16 protein-coding genes and 1 tRNA gene are annotated in these 18,279 nt (G+C 69.9%); 6 read left to right on the plus strand and 11 right to left on the minus strand.

What is annotated here, in order from left to right; all coding sequences use genetic code 11:
* Nucleotides 1-30 precede the first annotated feature (30 nt).
* From P2PM1_RS11805 to P2PM1_RS11815, 3 genes are all read right to left on the minus strand, one after another.
* Nucleotides 31-354: a hypothetical protein gene (locus P2PM1_RS11805; RefSeq protein ID WP_186399191.1), complete on the minus strand. Its 324-nt coding sequence runs from the start codon at nucleotides 352-354 to the stop codon at nucleotides 31-33.
* Between the two features lie 286 nt (nucleotides 355-640).
* Nucleotides 641-716 (minus strand) — tRNA-Ala (locus P2PM1_RS11810).
* A 192-nt stretch (nucleotides 717-908) separates the two neighbouring features.
* Nucleotides 909-1,301, minus strand: coding sequence for a TIGR02300 family protein (locus P2PM1_RS11815; protein ID WP_186388762.1), 393 nt, complete (start codon nucleotides 1,299-1,301; stop codon nucleotides 909-911).
* A gap of 256 nt (nucleotides 1,302-1,557) precedes the next feature.
* Between P2PM1_RS11815 and aroA the strand changes: the two genes are divergently transcribed.
* The 3 genes from aroA to rpsA all read left to right on the plus strand — a co-directional run bounded on the left by aroA (nucleotide 1,558) and on the right by rpsA (nucleotide 5,603).
* Nucleotides 1,558-2,913, plus strand: coding sequence for a 3-phosphoshikimate 1-carboxyvinyltransferase (aroA, locus tag P2PM1_RS11820; RefSeq protein WP_186399192.1), 1,356 nt, complete (start codon nucleotides 1,558-1,560; stop codon nucleotides 2,911-2,913).
* Nucleotides 2,910-3,536: a (d)CMP kinase gene (gene cmk / locus P2PM1_RS11825; RefSeq protein WP_186397171.1), complete on the plus strand. Its 627-nt coding sequence runs from the start codon at nucleotides 2,910-2,912 to the stop codon at nucleotides 3,534-3,536. The genes aroA and cmk overlap by 4 nt, the downstream gene beginning before the upstream one ends.
* Before the next feature lie 357 nt (nucleotides 3,537-3,893).
* Nucleotides 3,894-5,603, plus strand: a complete 1,710-nt coding sequence (gene rpsA / locus P2PM1_RS11830; RefSeq protein ID WP_186388759.1) for a 30S ribosomal protein S1 — start codon at nucleotides 3,894-3,896, stop codon at nucleotides 5,601-5,603.
* 113 nt (nucleotides 5,604-5,716) lie between these two features.
* Here the strand turns inward: rpsA and P2PM1_RS11835 are convergent, their stop codons facing one another.
* Both P2PM1_RS11835 and panB read right to left on the minus strand, forming a co-directional pair.
* Complete coding sequence (locus tag P2PM1_RS11835) at nucleotides 5,717-6,103, minus strand: DUF488 domain-containing protein (RefSeq protein WP_186399193.1); 387 nt, start codon at nucleotides 6,101-6,103, stop codon at nucleotides 5,717-5,719.
* A gap of 96 nt (nucleotides 6,104-6,199) precedes the next feature.
* Entirely contained in the window at nucleotides 6,200-7,006 is an 807-nt protein-coding gene (gene panB / locus P2PM1_RS11840) for a 3-methyl-2-oxobutanoate hydroxymethyltransferase (protein WP_186399194.1), read from the minus strand.
* A 199-nt stretch (nucleotides 7,007-7,205) separates the two neighbouring features.
* On the opposite strand from panB, the gene sppA reads away from it, so the two are divergent.
* The 3 genes from sppA (at nucleotide 7,206) to P2PM1_RS11855 (ending at nucleotide 9,014) form a co-directional block, all read left to right on the plus strand.
* Complete coding sequence (gene sppA / locus P2PM1_RS11845; RefSeq protein ID WP_186399195.1) at nucleotides 7,206-8,213, plus strand: signal peptide peptidase SppA; 1,008 nt, start codon at nucleotides 7,206-7,208, stop codon at nucleotides 8,211-8,213.
* Entirely contained in the window at nucleotides 8,210-8,521 is a 312-nt protein-coding gene (locus tag P2PM1_RS11850) for an integration host factor subunit beta (protein ID WP_186388755.1), read from the plus strand. Before sppA ends, P2PM1_RS11850 begins: the two co-directional genes overlap by 4 nt.
* Before the next feature lie 136 nt (nucleotides 8,522-8,657).
* Entirely contained in the window at nucleotides 8,658-9,014 is a 357-nt protein-coding gene (locus P2PM1_RS11855) for a LapA family protein (RefSeq protein ID WP_186388754.1), read from the plus strand.
* 42 nt (nucleotides 9,015-9,056) lie between these two features.
* On the opposite strand, the gene P2PM1_RS11860 is transcribed toward P2PM1_RS11855, so the two are convergent.
* The 6 genes from P2PM1_RS11860 to addB form a co-directional block, all read right to left on the minus strand.
* Entirely contained in the window at nucleotides 9,057-9,677 is a 621-nt protein-coding gene (locus tag P2PM1_RS11860) for a trimeric intracellular cation channel family protein (protein ID WP_186399196.1), read from the minus strand.
* Between the two features lie 207 nt (nucleotides 9,678-9,884).
* A complete protein-coding gene (locus P2PM1_RS11865) occupies nucleotides 9,885-10,088 on the minus strand; it encodes a hypothetical protein (protein ID WP_186399197.1) in 204 nt (67 codons plus the stop codon).
* Between the two features lie 236 nt (nucleotides 10,089-10,324).
* The gene (gene grpE, locus P2PM1_RS11870) at nucleotides 10,325-10,957 is read right to left on the minus strand and encodes a nucleotide exchange factor GrpE (RefSeq protein WP_186399198.1); all 633 of its coding nucleotides are present in this window, start codon (nucleotides 10,955-10,957) and stop codon (nucleotides 10,325-10,327) included.
* A gap of 195 nt (nucleotides 10,958-11,152) precedes the next feature.
* The gene (gene trxA, locus P2PM1_RS11875) at nucleotides 11,153-11,473 is read right to left on the minus strand and encodes a thioredoxin (protein WP_186388749.1); all 321 of its coding nucleotides are present in this window, start codon (nucleotides 11,471-11,473) and stop codon (nucleotides 11,153-11,155) included.
* A gap of 150 nt (nucleotides 11,474-11,623) precedes the next feature.
* Nucleotides 11,624-15,121, minus strand: a complete 3,498-nt coding sequence (gene addA / locus P2PM1_RS11880) for a double-strand break repair helicase AddA (protein ID WP_186399199.1) — start codon at nucleotides 15,119-15,121, stop codon at nucleotides 11,624-11,626.
* Complete coding sequence (addB, locus tag P2PM1_RS11885; protein WP_186399200.1) at nucleotides 15,118-18,249, minus strand: double-strand break repair protein AddB; 3,132 nt, start codon at nucleotides 18,247-18,249, stop codon at nucleotides 15,118-15,120. The genes addA and addB overlap by 4 nt, the downstream gene beginning before the upstream one ends.
* Between the last annotated feature and the right edge of the window lie 30 nt (nucleotides 18,250-18,279).

Raw genomic sequence — 18,279 nt, forward strand, 5'->3', positions numbered from 1 at the left:
GCGGTTTTGCATCGGCCCGGCATCGGACGGTTACCCCAGCCGCTTCCAGCGCACCCAGACCGGCGCCCCCTGATCGGGACGGGTCGTCTTGCGATAGGCGGGGCTTCGAGGGTTGCGGCACTCGCCCCCCGCAGCCGCCTCGACGAAGGCGCCATCGGCAGACACGCTCCTGCGGCCGCCCCAGAAGTCGCAGGTCGCGCATTTCTGACGGGCGTCGGCACGGATTCGCGTTGACGCTGAGGCCGCCGCCGGCACCAAGGCAGCCGTCGCGGCGGCAAGACAGCACGCCACCAGCCGGCGGCGATCCATCCCGGCCTTGTCGCCAGGGGACGATCTGTCGGTACTGGTTGTCATCCAACTCTCCCTTTCCTGACCGATTTCCTCTTTCAGACCCGGCCCGCCTCGCGCAGGACCGGCCAGGGCCAAGTATACGGATCTGCCGGTCAAACGCAGCAGGCATCGCTGCTGCCGTTCGGGAGAAGGAGCCGTCGGATTGTCTCGCGGGAGAGGTGGGGAACGGGGATGTCAACACGGCCCGACGCGGCGCCTGGCGACAAGCCGGCATCAGCCGCAAACGGCACGGCGGGATGGCGCCGGCAGAGGACGGAAAACGGAAACCCGCTCAGGGAAGAGAGAAGACTGGTGGAGCCAAGGGGAGTCGAACCCCTGACCTCTTGAATGCCATTCAAGCGCTCTCCCAACTGAGCTATGGCCCCGTCTTCCAGTGTCTTGTCCGACCAGGGCTCCGGAAAACCTCCGGTGCCGCGGTGCGAACGATCCGGCGACGCTTGGGTTCGTCTTGCCGGTGCGGGCGGAAAATACGTCTTCCGCCCCTCAAGTCAAGCGGAATAATCCGCTTGCCCGAACAGGCCGGGGAAAGGTCCCCAGGCCTGTGGACAACGCCGCGATCAGCGGTCGGTGTCCTCGTCGTCGCGCTCGAGCACGATGCCGACGTCGTCGTCTTCCTCGTCCTCGACGTCGATGAAGACGTCATCGGCATCGTCGTCGGCGATCTCCTCGTCGACTTCCTCGTCGTCGATCACGACGGCGGCATCGCCCTCGGTCTCGGCGTCCGCTTCCTCCAGGCTGACCATCTCGGCCGCCTCGTCGTCCAGCTCGACGTCGTCCTCGTCCTCCTCGACCACGGCCGCAGCCTTGGCCGCGGTCTTCACCCGCAGCGCCTGGGCGAGGATGAACACCGTGCCGCATTTCGGGCAGGTGATCGGGTCGCGATTGAGGTCATAATATTTCGTGCCGCAACCGCCGCACAGCCGCTTGGTGCCAAGTTCGGGTTTTGCCACGTTTCCAACCCTTGATCTGCAGATAATCGGGCGTTCGCATAAAGGCTGCCCGGCTTCCTGTCAAAGCCTAATCCGCCCTGCTTCGTCAAACCCTTTATGGGCACGGCCGCAACCGGTTTGCGATCGCCGGACCGCCACGCGGTTGCAGACCCCTCCGGCGGAGCCGCGGCGAGGACAACACCCACGGTGACGTATCGGTTCCAGCATGATACGAGGTGCAACGCAACAGTCGGCTTCAAGCTTCCGGAAATCCAGCATGTCCCAGTCCACCTCCGCCCGGCCGCTGACGGCCCGCTCCGGCGCCGCGCTCAAGGGTCGGGTCACCGTGCCCGGCGACAAATCCATCTCGCACCGCGCCCTGATGCTGGGCGCGCTGGCCGTCGGCCGGACCAACGTTTCAGGCCTGCTGGAATCGGAGGACGTGCTCAACACCGCCGCCGCCATGCGCGCCTTCGGCGCCCGCATCCGGCGCGACGACACCGGCCTGTGGAGCGTCGACGGGGCCGGGCTCGGCAGCCTGATCGAGCCGGAGACGGTGATCGACTACGGCAATGCCGGCACCGGCGTGCGCCTGGCCCTCGGCATCGTCGGCACCCATCCGATCTCCGCCACCTTCACGGGCGACGCCTCGCTGATCAAGCGGCCGATGGGCCGGGTGCTGGAGCCCTTGCGGATGATGGGCACGCGGGTGATCTCGCGCTCCGGCGACCGGCTGCCGCTGTCGGTGCACGGTCCCGGCACCGCGGCGCCGATCAGCTACCGGGTGCCGGTGCCCTCCGCCCAGGTCAAGTCGGCGGTGCTGCTGGCCGGCCTCAACGCACCCGGCCAGACCACGGTGATCGAGCCGATCCCGACCCGCGACCATACCGAACGCATGCTGGCCGGCTTCGGCGCGACGATCCAGGTCGACCACGACGACGCCGGCGGGCGGGTGATCACCGTCACCGGCCAGGGCGAGTTGCAGGCGCAGGACGTCACCGTGCCGGCCGACCCCTCCTCCGCCGCCTTCCCGATCGTCGCGGGCCTGATCGTGCCGGGCTCCGAGGTGACCGTCGCCGACGTGCTGCTCAACGAGCACCGCACCGGCCTCCTGACCACGCTGCAGGAAATGGGCGCGGATCTGGAGATCACCAATATCCGCGAGACCGGCGGCGAGCGGCTCGGCGATGTGCGCGTGCGCCATTCGAAGCTGACCGGCGTCGAGGTGCCGGCGAGCCGCGCACCCTCGATGATCGACGAATATCCGGTGCTGGCGGTTGCCGCCGCCTTCGCGCAAGGCACCACGACCATGCTCGGCCTGGAAGAACTGAGGGTCAAGGAATCGGATCGCCTTGCGGCGGTCGCCGCGGGCCTGCGCGCCAACGGCATCGACTGCGAGGAGGGCGAGAGCAGCCTGCGGGTGCATGGACGCAAGGGGCCGGTCGGCGGCGGCACGGTCGCCACCCATCTCGACCACCGCATCGCCATGAGCTTCCTGGTGCTCGGCCTTGCCGCCGACCACCCGGTCACGGTCGACGACGGCGGCGTCATCGCCACCAGCTTCCCGACATTCGAGGCGCTGTTTGCAGAGCTCGGCGGCGACATCGGCGAGACGGGAGAGCAGGCCGCATGATCATCGCCATCGACGGGCCTGCGGCCTCGGGCAAGGGCACCCTGGCACGCCGGCTGGCCGACTATTACGGACTGCGCCATCTCGACACCGGCCTCACCTATCGCGCGGTCGCGGCCGCGCTGCTGGCGCGCGGCCTGCCGCTCGGCGACGAGGCGGTGGCGGTGGCGACGGCGCGCAATCTCGATCTGTCGCGTCTCGACCGCGACGTGCTGTCGGCGCATGAGATCGGCGAGGCGGCCTCGCGCATCGCGGTGCTGCCGGGCCTGCGCGAGGAACTGGTGCGGGCGCAGCGGCGTTTCGCGCAGGAGCCGCCCGGCGCCGTGCTGGACGGGCGCGACATCGGCACGGTGGTGTGCCCGGATGCGGACGTGAAGCTCTATGTGGTGGCGAGCGCCTCCGAGCGGGCGCGGCGGCGCACCCAGGAGCTCATCTCCAAGGGGCAGGACGCCGACTATGCGCGGGTGCTGGCGGATCTGGAGCGCCGCGACCGGCGCGATGCCGGCCGCGCCGTGGCGCCGTTGAAGCCGGCGGACGATGCGGACTTGCTCGACACGTCGGAAATGGATATAGAAACCGCGTTCAAGGCGGCTGTGGATATCGTCGATAACGTGAACGCAAGGTAGCGGTCACGACGTCGGCGCATTTCCCGTGGCCTCGGAGAGCCGGATTGTCCGCTTGGCGCGGCATCCGCGCCCATCGGCGTCAAGGTCCGGCTCGCCCGCGACCGGCCGGGGCGACGACTGGCGGACCACGGACGCGTTCTCCCTTCCGGCGAAGAGCGGCTACGGATCTCCCGCTTTAAGACATGACTGAGCGCGCGGTTTCACCTTCCGCCTCGCCGGCCCGCCCCTTGCTCGCACCGACAGGTCCGGGAGTGGCGCGGAAGCAGTTCCCGAAACGGGCGCTGCCGGAGGGAGGAGCCGCCTGGGACCAACACAAACCCGCCGGCGACAAGCCAGATTTGGCTGCCAGGAGTTTCGATGAGCAGTTTGAACCCTACCCGCGATGATTTTGCCGCCCTTCTCGAAGAGAGCTTCGAGCAGCACGAGCTGTACGAGGGCTCCGTCGTTACCGGCACCGTGATCGCCATCGAGAAGGATCTCGCGGTGATCGACGTCGGCCTGAAGGTCGAAGGCCGCATCGCGCTGAAGGAATTCGGTGTCAAGGGACGTGACGGCGACGGCGCCGGCGTCTCGATCGGCGACAAGGTCGAGGTCTATCTGGAGCGCGTCGAGAACGCGCTCGGCGAGGCCGTCCTGTCGCGCGACAAGGCCCGCCGCGAAGAGAGCTGGGTCCGTCTCGAGGTCGCCTTCGAGGCGAACGAGAAGGTCACCGGCCAGATCTTCAACCAGGTCAAGGGCGGCTTCACCGTCGACCTCGACGGCGCCGTGGCGTTCCTGCCGCGCTCGCAGGTCGACATCCGCCCGGTCCGCGACGTCGCCCCCTTGATGCACACGCCGCAGCCGTTCCAGATCCTGAAGATGGACAAGCGCCGCGGCAACATCGTCGTGTCGCGCCGCGTCGTCCTCGAGGAGACCCGCGCCGAGCAGCGTTCGGAACTGGTCCAGAGCCTCGAGGAAGGCCAGATCATGGAAGGCGTGGTCAAGAACATCACCGACTACGGTGCGTTCGTCGACCTCGGCGGCATCGATGGCCTGCTGCACGTCACCGACATCGCGTGGCGCCGCATCAACCATCCGAGCGAGGTCCTGTCGATCGGCCAGACCGTCAAGGTCCAGATCATCCGCGTCAACCAGGACACGCACCGCATCTCGCTCGGCATGAAGCAGCTCGAGGCGGATCCGTGGGACGGCATCGAGGCCAAGTATCCGGTCGACGCCAAGTTCACCGGCCGCGTGACCAACATCACCGACTACGGCGCCTTCGTGGAGCTGGAAGCCGGCATCGAGGGCCTGATCCACGTCTCCGAGATGTCCTGGACCAAGAAGAACGTCCATCCGGGCAAGATCGTCTCCACCTCGCAGGAGGTTGAGGTGATGATCCTGGAGGTCGATCCGGTCAAGCGCCGCATCTCGCTGGGCCTGAAGCAGACGCTGCAGAACCCGTGGGAGGCCTTCGCCGAGAAGTTCCCGATCAACACCGAGGTCGAGGGCGAGGTCAAGAACAAGACCGAGTTCGGCCTGTTCATCGGTCTCGACGGCGACGTCGACGGCATGGTCCACCTCTCCGACCTCGACTGGAACCGTCCGGGCGAGCAGGTCATCGAAGAGTACAAGAAGGGCGACATGGTTCGCGCCGTCGTGCTCGACGTCGACATGGAGAAGGAGCGGATCTCGCTCGGCATCAAGCAGCTCGGCGGCGATCCGTTCGACACGGCTGCGGCTGGCGAGCTGCGCAAGGGCGCGGTGGTGACCTGCGAAGTCGTCGAGATCAAGGACGGCGGCCTGGAAGCCAAGATCGTCGACACCGACCTGACCACCTTCGTGCGTCGCGCCGACCTGTCGCGCGAGCGCGGCGACCAGCGTCCGGAGCGGTTCTCGGTCGGCGAGAAGTTCGACGCCCGCGTCACCCAGTTCGACAAGAAGACCCGCCGCGTGTCGGTCTCCATCAAGGCGCTGGAAATCGCCGAGGAGAAGGAAGCCGTCGCGCAGTACGGTTCGTCCGACTCGGGCGCCTCGCTCGGCGACATTCTCGGCGCGGCCCTCAAGGCCCGCGAGACCGACGACTGATCGCAACTCGCAACGTCGCAAAAAACAGACCCCCGGCCGCAAGGCCGGGGGTCTTTCGTTTCGGGGCCGCAAGACCGGGGGGCTGTCGTTACCAGGCAGATTATCGGGACGTGTCAGGCGATGTCGGCGCCGCGCTCGGTCAGCAGCTCGCGCAGCACGGACCGGTGGCAGCGGGCCTCGTCCTCGCAGTAGCAGCCGAGCGAGAAGTCGCCCGACCGTGACAGGAGGGCCAGCATGTCGAGCAGGCGCGCCGGCGTCGCGGCGCCCATCTCCTTGCGGAACGCCTTGACGAAGCCGGCCCAGTCCGCCTCCGACTCTGCTGCCCGCGCGCTCGCCACCAGCTCCGGGCTCGGCGAGAGTTCCGGCAGCCAGGTGTCGTACCAGTTGCCGGTCGCGTAGTCGTCCTTGCGCACCCCGCGCGGCGGCCGGCGCACCGTGCCGAGCCGGGGCCCCTCGCCTTCCGTCCGCTCCGTTCCGAGCCGCACGATCCGCACGCTCATCTTTCGCTCCCTTGCCGTGACCCGCGCGAGAATGCCACGCCCTGGCCCGACCCCGGAAGATCGAAAAGAGAGGCCTCCCGGCAGTGCCGGAGGAGATCAGCCGTAGCAATGCTCGGGCGCGGGATAGGCGCCGGAGCGCACCTCCTCGCCGAAGACGCGCAGCGCCTCGACGATGCTGCCGCGACCCGCGAGATAGTCCTTCACGAACCGCGCCTTGCGGCCCTCGCCGAGGCCGAGCATGTCGTGCAGGACGAGAACCTGCGCATCGGTCGCAGGTCCCGCGCCGATGCCGATCACCGGCACCTTTGCCGCCTCGCTCACCGCCCGCCCGAGCGCGTCCGGCACGCATTCGAGCAGCAGCAGGCGGGCGCCGGCCGCCTCCAGCAGGCGGGCCTCCTCGCGGATGCGGGCGGCGGCCGCCTCGTCGCGGCCCTGCAGGCGGTAGCCGCCCAGCATGTCGGCCGTCTGCGGCGTCAGGCCGAGATGGGCGCAGACCGGCATGCCGCGCTCGGCAAGGTGGCGGACCGTGCCGGCAACCCAGGCGCCGCCCTCGATCTTCACCACATTGGCGCCGGCCTGCATCAGCCGCGCCGCGTTGGCGGCGGCCTGGTCGGGCGCGTTGGCCGCGCCGAAGGGCATGTCGGCAATGATCAGCGGGCGGTGCTCGCCGGCCTCGGTTCCGCGGCGCACGCAGGCCGTGTGATAGGCCATGTCGTCCATGGTGACGGGGACCGTCGAGCCGCGCCCCTGCACCACCATGCCAAGACTGTCGCCGACGAGCAGCGTCTCGAGGCCGGCGCGCGCGGCGACGGCGGCGAAACCCGCGTCATAGGCGGTGACCATCGCGAAGCGCCGGCCCTCGCCCTTGCGCGCATCGAGCGTGTTAAGGGTGATTTGCGCCATGGTTCTCTGTCCCTCCCGAACCTGTTATCCTGCACTGCAGCAAAGGCTGACCCGCGCCTAACTGCCAGAGGGCGCGGGGCCAGGCAAGCCCGCGGGGCGCGCGCCGGCCGGCCGTGCCGCGCAGTTCGGGCTTTTCAACCGGGGCACGGCCATGTAGCGATAGGCCGCTCCCTAGGGAGACAACGGAGAGGTTCGGCCCATGGCCCTTGATGCGGATGCCCTCGTCGACCGGCGACGGTTGCGCCGGAAGGTGGTTTTCTGGCGCGTGTTCGCCTTTCTGCTGGCGATCGTCGCGATCGGCGGACTGCTCGCCTGGAGCGGCAGCTTCGATTCGCTGTCGCGGCGCGCCGACCATGTCGCCCGGCTGCAGGTCAGCGGCCTCATCGTCGACGACAGCGACCGGGCCAAGCTGATCCGCGATCTTGCCGACAACGCCCGGGTGAAGGCGGTGATCGTCGAGCTGAACTCGCCCGGCGGCACCACGGTCGGCGGCGAGACGCTGTATCTGGCCCTGCGCGAACTGGCCGAGAAGAAGCCGGTGGTCGCGCAGATCGGCACGCTGGCCGCCTCGGCCGGCTACATGACCGCCATCGCCACCGATCACATCGTCGCCCGCCACACCTCGATCACCGGCTCCATCGGCGTCTATATCCAGTACGGCAATTTCGGCGGGCTGCTCGACACGCTCGGCGTCAAGTTCGACGTGGTCCGCTCCGGGCCGCTCAAGGCGGAGCCGAATTTCCACTCCGAGCCGCCGCAGGCCGCGCGCGACAACCTGCAGGCGCTGATCGACGACAGCTACGAATGGTTCGTCGCCCGGGTGGCGGAGCGGCGCGGGATGGACGAGGAGGCCGTGCGCGCCGTCGCGCAGGGCGGCGTCTATTCCGGCGACACCGCCCGGCGGCTCGGACTAATCGACGCAGTCGGCGGCGAGGAAACCAGCCGCAAATGGCTGGAGAGCGAACGCGGCGTCGCCGCCTCGCTGCCGGTCGTGACCTGGCGCGTGAAACGCGAGAGCGAGCGCGGGCTGCCGCTGCTCGGCCAGGTGGCCCACTGGTTCGGCGCCGGGGTCGCCAGCGGCGCGCTGCAGGCGGTCGAGGCGACCGGGGCTATCCTTCCCGAAGGCCTTGCGCTTGACGGTCTTGTATCCGTTTGGCACGCTCGCAACGCGGCGGAAAGTCTCGACCGAACAGGGGGACGCGAATGATCAAGTCGGAACTGGTGCAGCGGATCGCCGAACAGAATCCGCATCTTTACCAGCGGGACGTTGAGAACATCGTCAACGCGATCCTCGACGAGATCACCGATGCCCTGCGCAACGGCAACCGGGTCGAGCTTCGGGGCTTCGGCGCCTTCTCGGTGAAGAACCGCCCGGCCCGGACCGGGCGCAACCCGCGCACGGGCCAGAAGGTCGAGGTGGAAGAGAAATACGTGCCCTTCTTCAAGACCGGCAAGGAGATGCGCGAGCGGCTCAACGACGGCGACGGCTCGGAAGATCCGGACGACGACGACTGAGATCGCCCGACCGGGTCGCGAGACCGGAAGAGGGTCGCAGGCGCAGCGGAGATCGAGCCCGCGCCCGTCCGGCCGCGCGGAGCGTCCCGCTAGGGAGCCTGACCCTTCAGGAGACTGGCCGTACAGGAGACAGGAATTGACGCGCTTTCTGAAGAACCTGGTGCTGGTGCCGATCGCCATCGTGCTGATTGCCCTCGCGGTCGCCAACCGGCATGTCGTGACCCTGTCGCTCGACCCGTTCAACCGGGCCGATCCGGCGCTCAGCGTCGACGCGCCGCTGTTCTGGATCCTGTTCGCCGCCGTCGCCTTCGGCGTGTTCATCGGCGGGGTCGCCTCCTGGGCGGCGCAGGGCAAGTGGCGCAAGGAGGCCCGCGTCAAGCGGCGCGAGGCCGACCTCTGGCACTCGGAGGCCGACCGGCTGAAGGCCGTTCAGCAACAGGGGCAGAAACAGGCTGGCGGCGGCAAGGCGATCGCCTCGCGCAGCGCCGCCTGATCGGTCCCGCGTCCGACGGTTCAGCGAGCCGGGCCGTGTCGTTCAGGACTCGTCCCGCGGCGGCGTGTAGCCGGGCAGATGCCAGCCCTTGAGGATCGCCCCGCCGCGCAGGAAGAACGCGACTGCCACGCCGGCAATCGCAGCCGGCCAGGCCTCGATGCCGAAGGAAAACAGGCCGACATAGACGCCCGCGCCGACAAAGGCCGGGGTGAGATAGAGTTCCGGCTTGAGCAGCGCCGAAGGCTGCCCGGCGATGGTGTCGCGGATGATGCCGCCGAAGGTCGCGGTCGCCACCCCCATCAGCACGGCCACCGTCGGCGGGTGGCCGAGCGACAGCGTCTTCGCCGCCCCCATCACCGAATAGGCCGCTAGGCCCATGGCATCGACCCAGCGCAGCGGCTTGCTCAGCCGCTCCACGGGCGGAATGACGAACCACATCAGCGCGCCGATGGCGATGCAGACGACGAGATAGATCTCGTTCTCGACCCAGAACACCGGTGCGTCGAGCAGCAGGTCGCGCAGCGTGCCCCCGCCGACGCCGGTGAAGACGGCGAAGAAGACGAAGGCGAGGCAGTCGAGCCGCAGGCGCGAGGCGACGATGGCCCCCGTCACCGCGAAGACGGCAACGCCGAGAAAGTCGAGAATCTGGAGCATGGTCGCCATGCGGCGATGCTAGGCCGTAATCCCGCGCATCCGCAATGACCGAAATGGGGCGCTCGCCCGCTGTCCCCGTGTGGCGACGGGCCGGACTTTTGTAAGGCCTACGCTGATCAGGCTTTAGGTGAGGCCCGCATCCATCATCGCTATCACAGCATCTATGATGCTGGAGCGCGTCGGTCGCGCCCGCGGCTATGGCCAACGTCGCGTGAGCTACTTCTGTTCTCTAATCGGGGGGATATTTCCAGCCTCGTATTCATCTTTTGTAGGAAGCTTGTCGAAAGGCGGCTCATATCCTTGCGCATCGTATTGGAAGCGCGGAATTTCGCCTAACGACGATGGGACTCCATAATCGACAAACGCGTATTCCGCGCCACTTACTGGCGTTTTTGTTCGATAAATTCCTTTTGCCGGCATGCGAATGCTCCCAACTCTTGCACTTAAACAGATAACAAGAACTGGGCGCTTTGGATAGATATCAAGGAAACAGGATTCCAAACTGAGACACTACCGCCTTGCGCGGCGACACGCCGAAACAGGCAGAGAAGGAAAAGGCAGCGGGCACTGCGCAGGCGCGCGCAAGGGCGCGCCTGCAAAGGTCTTTCACGCGCCGAGAGCCGCGCCCTCGAGTCGCTGGGAGAGCGGTACGGCCCTCAGGCGGTGCGGTCGACCGTCGAGCCGGGCTCGGCCAGGGGCGCCTCGCCCTCCGGCTTGCGCTCCTTCGGCCCGCCCTTCGACACGCCGACAAGGGCGGGACGCAGCACCCGGTCGCCGATGACGTAGCCGGACTGCATCACCTGCACCACCGTGTTGTTCGGCACCTCGGTGTTGGGCACCTCGAACATCGCCTGGTGGAAATTCGGGTCGAACTTCTCGCCGGCCGGGTCGATGCGGCGCACGCCGTGCTTCTCGAGCTGGTTGATCATCTCGCGCTCGGTCATCTCGACGCCCTCGATCAGGGCGCGCATGGCCTCGTCGGCGGCCGCATGGGCGTCCGCGGAGATCGCCTCCAGCGCCCGGCGCAGGTTGTCGCCGACGCCCAGCATGTCGCGCGCGAAGCTCGCGGCGGCATATTGCTTGCTGTCGCGGATTTCCTTCTCCGTGCGCCGGCGCAGGTTCTCCATCTCCGCCATGGTGCGGAGCATGCGGTCCTTCAGCTCGGCGTTTTCCGCCAGCAGCGCCTCGGTCGGATCGAGGCCGGCCTGCGCCTCGCCGCCGCTCTCGGCCTCGTGGCCGGTCGCGGCATCCTCGGGGTTGAGATTGGTCTTGTCGTTGCTGTCGTTCATGGTCTTCCCGGCAATGCTCGGCGTCTTCAGGGTCGGTGCGTCAGGGTCAGCGCGTCAGGGTCAGCGCGTCAGGGTCGACGCGGTGCGGGCCGGCCCGATCGGGGCGGTCCACGCAAGACGCACCGCTCCGGTCCACCACACCTGGCGGGCCGGAGCAGCGTGATTCGGGTGAGGTCCGTCCGAAACCGGAACGCGTCAGATCGCGGTCTGGATCCAGGCGGCCAGCTTGTTCTTCGGCGCCGCACCGATCTGCGTGGAAACCGGCTGGCCGTCCTTGAACAGGATCAGCGTCGGGATGGAGCGCACCCCGTACTTCATCGCCATGTTCTGGTTCTCGTCGATGTTGAGCTTGGCGATCTTCACCTGCCCGCTCATCTCCTCGGAGATTTCCTCAAGCGCCGGCGCGATCATCTTGCACGGACCGCACCATTCGGCCCAGAAATCCACGACGACGGTGCCGGACGCCTTCAGGACGTCGGCTTCGAAACTCTCATCGGTCACGACTGAAGTGGCCATTTCATGCCCTTTCCAAAAGCTCGCGGATGCGACGCATCCTTTCGTTGCCCCGAACGTAGGAAGGCGGCCCGCCCGCGTCAAGCAAGCGTTGGGTCGCACCCCCGATGCTGTCCCTGACGCTGCCCCTCATGCCGTCCCTCATGCCGTCCCTCATGCCGGCGCCAGCGCGGCCACCGCCGCGTCCATCGCCTCTGCCGGCAGTTCCACCAGCTTCGGCCCCGCCGTATAGACCAGCGCGGCGCGCACCGCCCGGCCCGGCCAGATGTCGGCGACCAGCCGGCGATAGACCGCAAGCTGCACCAGATAGGCTTCGGCGATCTCCTGCGGCCCCTCCGGCACCCGGCGGTCGGTCTTGAAATCGAGGATCCACACCGCGTCCTTATCGACGCGCAGCCGGTCGATCTGGCCCGACACCTCATAGGCCGAGCCGTCGGCAAGGCGCAGCGTGCCGGCGAGCGGCACCTCGGCGCGGGCATCGCCCGAGAACACGGCGGCAAAGCCGGGATGCTCCAGCACGCCGAGCGCTTCGCTCAAGAGCTGCTCTCCCCTCGGCGCAAAGACCGGGGTCAGGGCATGGGCGAGATAGCGCGCGCCTGCCGCACGGCGCTCGGCCTGCGGCAGGTCCGGCAGCAGTTGCAGCAGCCGGTGCAGGTGGCGGCCGCGCTCCAGCGCGAAGTCGGGCGCGGCCCGCGCTTCCGCCAGCCGGTCGGTCGCCGCCACCGGCTCAGTCCCCTCCTTCGCCTCCATCTCGTCGAAGGCCTCGGAGGGGCGCAGGCGGCGCGGACGCTCGATTGCCGTGACGGGGGCGAACAGCCAGGCGGGCGGCGGCAAACCCGCCTCCTCAGCCGCCGCTTCCCCGGCCCGCGCCAGCAGCGGCGCCGGCGCGGTCGTGCCCGGACGCTGCCAGATGCGGCAGGCCCCGCCATCGCCCGTCTCGCCGTCGCGGGCGCCCGGCTCCAGCGCCCGTGCCACCAGCGCGTGCCAGCACTCGTCCGACTGGCCGCGCGCCGGCATCCAGCCGCAGACCACCAGCCGGTCGCGGGCGCGCGTCATCGCCACATAGAGCAGGCGGCGATATTCGTCGGCCGCCGCCTGGCGCAGGGCGTCCAGCCGCTCGCCGTGCCAGGGGCTGCGCTCGGCCTTGACCGGGTTCCACACAAGACCCGTGACCTCGCCGAGAGTGCCCGGCAACGTTCGCTCGATGAACACCGGGTCGTGATGGGCGCTGACCGGCGCGGCACCGCCATCGACCAGCACCACGAGCGGCGCCTCCAGCCCCTTCGCCCCGTGCACGGTCATGATGCGGACGACGCCGCGTGCCGCGTTGAGCTCGCGCTTCACTTCCGTCGGCGCGGCCGCGAACCAGGCGAGGAAGCCCTCCAGCCCCGGCACCCCGGTCTGCTCGAAGGCCAGCGTCACCGCCAGGAACTCGTCGAGCACGTCGTCGACCTCCGAGCCGAGGCGGGCGCGGAAGGCGCGGCGACCGCCATCGGCGCCGATAAGGCGCGAGAAGAATTCGAAGGGCGGCAGGAAGTCGGCGCGCGCCCGCCAGGTCTCGATCCGCTCGCGCGCCCGCTCGAATGCCGGATCGCCCTCCGCCTGCCGGCGCAGCGACTGCCACAGCGTGCCGGAGCGAAGGTTCGCCCCATCGGGGCGGGCGAGGCGGAACAGCGCCTCGTCGTCGAGGCCGATCAGCGGGCTCTTCAGCAGGCAGGCGAGCGACAGGTCGTCCTCGGGCAGCAAGAGGAAGCGGCCGAGCGCCAGCAGGTCCTCGACCGCGATATGGTCGTTGAGCACCAAGCGGTCGCTGCCGGCCACCGGCACGCCCTCGCGCTTCAGCGCGCGCGTCAGCGCATCGACGAAGGGCCCGCGCTTGCGCACCAGCACCAGGACGTCGCCGGGCGCGGCCTCGCCGCTCTTCCACCAGCCGCGCACTGAGCGCGCCAGCCGGTCGGCCAGCCGCAGCATCGGGCTGCCCGCGCCGATGCGGTCGACCGGCGCGGTCCAGTCGTCCGGCACCTCCTGCGCCACCGGTTCTTCCGGCGGCCAGATCTCGACCATGCCCGGATCGTTGCGCCGCACCGCCTCGTGCACCGGCGCGCCCGCCTCCCGCGACAGGCCGGAATGCATGTCGGCCTCCGCGAACACCGTGTCGACGGCGGAGAGCACATCGGGCCGCGAGCGGAAGGAGAGCGTCAGCTCGACCCGCTCGAACGCCGCCTCGGCCTCCTTCGCCCGCCGCTCGAAATAGCGGCGCATGTCGGCGAAATAGGCCGGCACCGCGCCCTGGAACGAATAGATCGACTGTTTCTCGTCGCCGACGGCAAAGAGCGTGCGGGTGCGCGGGTTCGCCGAGGCGCCGGCGAAGAACTCCTCGGCCAGCGCCTGCACCACCCGCCACTGGTGCGGGCTGGTGTCCTGCGCCTCGTCGACCAGGATATGATCGAGGCCCTGGTCGAGCTTGTACTGCACCCAGAGCGCCGCATCCGCGCGCGACAAGAGGCTTGCCGTGCGCACGATCAGGTCCTCGAAATCCATCAGCCCGCGGCGGGTCTTCTCGCCCTCGTAGATGTCGAGCATGGCATCGGCGAGCCGCAGCGCTGCCTCCGTGCCGGCGAGCGCATAGGCGATCCGCCGCCGCTCGAGCAGCGCCAACAGCCGCTCCTGCTCGGCGTAAAGCCGCTCGACAACTTGCGGGAAATTCTCTTCCACCTTCTTGCCGGCGAGCGACTTGGTCGGCGCCAGGTCCTTGTTGAGGAAGACCCGGTGCCAGACCTCCCACCACGCGTCCGGCGTACCGGCGAGCCGGGCCGCCATGCGCAGCCGTTCGGCCCGCTCGATGTCGCGCGCGCCGCCGCTCGCCAGCGCCTCGGCATAGGCCAGCGCCTCCTGCGGCGAGATCGAGACCTCCTCGCAAAGCGCCGCGTCGAGAGCGGCGAGCGTCTCGCCTTCCGAAAGGCCGAAAGCCTCGGCGAGTTGCGCCAGCGCCGCCTCCAGCGAGCCGGCATCCTGCAGCCAGCGGCGCAGCGTGTCGCGGCGGGCGATCAGGTCGGCAAGCGCCGCCTCCACCGTCTTGTCGGGGAGTTCGGAGACCAGATGCACCAGCGCCCGGCCGAGCCGGCTCTCCGGCTCGCGCTCGGCCAGCGCCAGCACGCGCGAACGGGCGCCGGCGAGAAGATCCGCCGCCTGCCGGTCGTCGAGCACCTGGAAATGGCCGGCGACATTCGCCTCCAGCGGAAACTGGTGCAGGATCGCCTCGCAAAAGGCGTGGATGGTCTGGATCTTCAGCCCGCCCGGCGTTTCCAGCGCCACGGCGAAGAGATGGCGCGCCCGCGCCAGTCCGCGCGCATCCGGCCGCCGTCCCTCGATGACCTCCAGTTCCTTCGCCAGCGCCTCATCGGTCAGCGCGATCCACGAGCCCAGCGTCTCGAAGACGCGGGTCGCCATTTCGGAGGCCGCCGCCTTGGTGAAGGTCAGGCAGAGGATGCGCGAGGGCGCGGTGCCGGCGAGCAGCAGGCGGATCACCCGCCGCGCCAGCACGAAGGTCTTGCCCGAGCCGGCATTGGCGCTGACCCAGGCCGAGCGCAGCGGGTCGGCGGCCCGCGCCTGTTTCTCGCGCGTCGCGAGAGGGATCTCGAAGGTGCTCATTCCTCCTCCCCTCCACCCAGCGCCCATTCGCGCACCCGCGCCAGATGGTCGTAAGGACCGGACATCTCCGCTTCCTTGCGCACCCTGGCGCGCGACAGATAGCCCTTTTGCGGGTTTTCATAGCCGGCAAACAGTTTCACCGTGCGGGCCAGCGCCTCGGCCGCCAACTCGTCGACGCCGGTATTCTTCGGCGTCCGGTCCTGCCATTCCAGCGGCGTGCGCCCGCCGGTCAGGCGCAGATAGGCGAGCGTCGCGACAGGCGCTGCCCGGTCGACCTCGCCGAAGGCGCCCTTGCCGATCATCGCCACTTCCAGCGGCAATTGCGGCGCCAGCAGCGCGGCGACCTCCTTGTCGCTCGGCGCCTGCCCGGTCTTGTAGTCGATCACCGCGAGGCTCCCATCGGTCATCTGGTCGATACGGTCGGCCCGGGCCGACAGGGTGACGCGGCCGCCGGGGGCAAGGTCGAGCTCCAGCGCGCCGGGGATCTCCAGATGGCGGCCGGCGATCAGATCGGCGCGGCCTGCCTCGTGGCGGATGAAGGCGGCGGCGATCCGCTCGAAGCGCAGCCACCACACGGCGCGGATCGCCGGGAAGGCATCGAGCGGGGCGAACCGCGCCCGGCCGATGGCGAGAAGATGCGCCAGCGCCGCCGCGTCGAACGGGCCGTGCCAGCTCTTCAGGAAGTCGGCGAGGCAATCGTGGATCAGCGTGCCCTTTTCCGCCGCGCCCGGATCGCCGCCGATCGGCTCGACCGGGTCCAGCACCAGCACCTTGCGGGCATAGAGCGCATACGGATCGCGGATCAGCAGTTCCACCTCGGTCACCGAGATCCGGCGCGGGCGGGCGGCAACGGGGGGCGCCGGTTCCGGCCGCGCGATCGGCGCAACTCCCGCCTCGGCCCGGTCGAGATGGGCGGCGAGCGCCAGCACGGCCTGCCCCCGCGCCTGCATCGCGGCGGTGACGCCGTGGCCCAGCAGCGTCGTCAGCCGCAGCAGCCAGCGCGAGGCGACGGCCGGCGCGCCGCCAGAGCGCTCGGCCCGCGACAGGATGACCTGTCTTGCGCCCAGCGCCTGCGAGAAATCATGGGCGGCCGCGCCGATGCGCCGCTCCGGCGGGTCGAGGCCGAGCCCGCCCTTCATCGGCCGGTTGAGCCAGGGGTCGTTGCGCGTCGCCTGCGGCCAGTTGCCCTCGTTGAGCGCCCCCAGCACCAGCAGGTCGAAGTCCTGCAGCCGCGCTTCCATCGGCCCGAAGATCGCGATGCGCGGATCGCCCGGCAGGCGGCGGCGGACATTGATGCCGGAGACGAGGGCGATGAACATGTCCGGCCAGTCGGCGGCGGGCGCCGCGAGGCCGGCGGGACCGGCGGCGATCATCCCGGCAAAGGCGGCGGCGAGCCCCTCGCCGGCCTCGCCGGCATAGAGCTCGTCGGAACGGCCTTCCTCGTCGCAGGCCAGCCGCACCAGCACCGCCTCGTGATCGGCGGCAAGCTGCACCACGTCGACCGGTTCGCGCGTCTCCGCATGGCGCTCCAGCGGAACCAGCGCCTGCGCCAACCTATCGACGAGGTCGGCGACATCGTCCCAGTCGTCCTCATGCAGCTTCTGCCAGCGCGGCAGGCGCACCGGCGTCTCGCCCTCGGTCGCCAGCCGCCGCGCGGCGGCGACCGCCTCGCGCAGGCCGCCAGTTCCGGCCCTGGCGCGCGGCCCGCGCAGCACCGCGCGCTCCAGGGCGCGCGCCGCGGCACGGATCTTGTTAGACGGCAAACCAAGCCGCGTCAGCGGGTGTTTCAGCAGGGCGAGCAGCGCCACCGGCTCCAGCCCGTCCAGCGCCAGCCGGGCGGCAAGGCGGGCGAGCACGCCGGGCGCGGTCTGGTCGAGCGGCCGGCCGGCGCTGTCGTCCGGCTGCAGGCCCCAGCGCGACAGTTCGACGGCGACCCGGCGGGCCAGCGTCCTGTCCGGCGTCACCAGCGCCGCCGTCTTGCCCTCCTCGACAGCCGCGCGCAGGGCGGTGGCAACAGCCAGCGCCTCCTCCGCCTCGTTGCGCGCCGCCATCAGCGCCACATCGGCGAAGGCGCCAGCCCGCGCTTCTTCCGGAATCTCGGCAACGACCCTCGGCCAGACATCCGTCGTCTCGGCCGGCCGCAGGGCCTCCGCGACCAGCCGGTCGCGCAGCCGCAGGGCCTCGCTCGCGCCTAGCGCCAGCGGCACCGCCTCGTCGCGCGAGATCTTCAACGCGCCGGCGAGCCGGGCCATGCCGTATTGCGGATGGCTGGGGCTCCCCGAAACGCCCTCGCCCCCCAGGATCGCCCGCCAACTGTCCTCGTCCATCGCCGCATCGAAGCCGGGCAGCACCACGGCGCCGCGCTCCAGCCCGGCGATGACGGCGAGCAGGTCGGCAATCGCCGGGATCGAGCCGGTGGCACCGGCGGCGATCACCGGCCCGCGCGGCGGGGCCTGGCGCAGCCGCTCCGCCTCGCGCCGCAGCAGCATCGAGCGCCGTGCCTTCGGGTCGCTCGCCTCCCGGCTTGCCAGATAGGCCGGCCAGTGCTCCATGGCGATCTTCAGGAAGTCCAGGGTGATCTGCCAGTAGCGGGCATGGTCCTCCGGCACCAGGCCGGCGAGCCCGGTCCAGGGGATCTCCTCCGTCGCCATCTCGTCCATCAGGGCGAGCAGATCGCCGGCGAGCCACGCGGCATCGGCGGCGGAGGCGGGCGCGCGCAGCACCGCGCCGGGCGGCAGGCCCAGCACCTCGCGGCGCAGCGCGCCCTCCCAGGCCTGCACCAGCCGGGTCATGGCGAAGCGCCGCTCCATCTCGGGCAGCGCCGGCGGCAGGCCGTCGGCCCAGGCCTCGACCTGCAACAGGTGCAGGTCCTCCTCGACATCGCCGAGCGGGCGGATTGCCGGCAGCAGCACCGGCGCCCCGCCCAGCTTCTCGCGGATCAGCGGGGCGATGGCGCGGGCGGCGCGGCGGGTCGGCAGGTAGAGCGTCAGGTCGGCCAGCGCCAGCGGGTCGGCGGCCGGGTCGAAGCCGGGCACCAGCCGCCCGTCGAACAGGGCATCGACCAGGGTCCGCAGGAAGGGCGCGGAGGGCGGGATCGTATGGACACGCGGCCTTGCCTGGCTTGTCATCAGTCTCCGCCTCCCCTTCCGCCGTCGGAC

This window comes from Stappia sp. P2PMeth1 (genome assembly GCF_900185735.1).
In the GTDB taxonomy this organism is placed as follows: domain Bacteria; phylum Pseudomonadota; class Alphaproteobacteria; order Rhizobiales; family Stappiaceae; genus Stappia.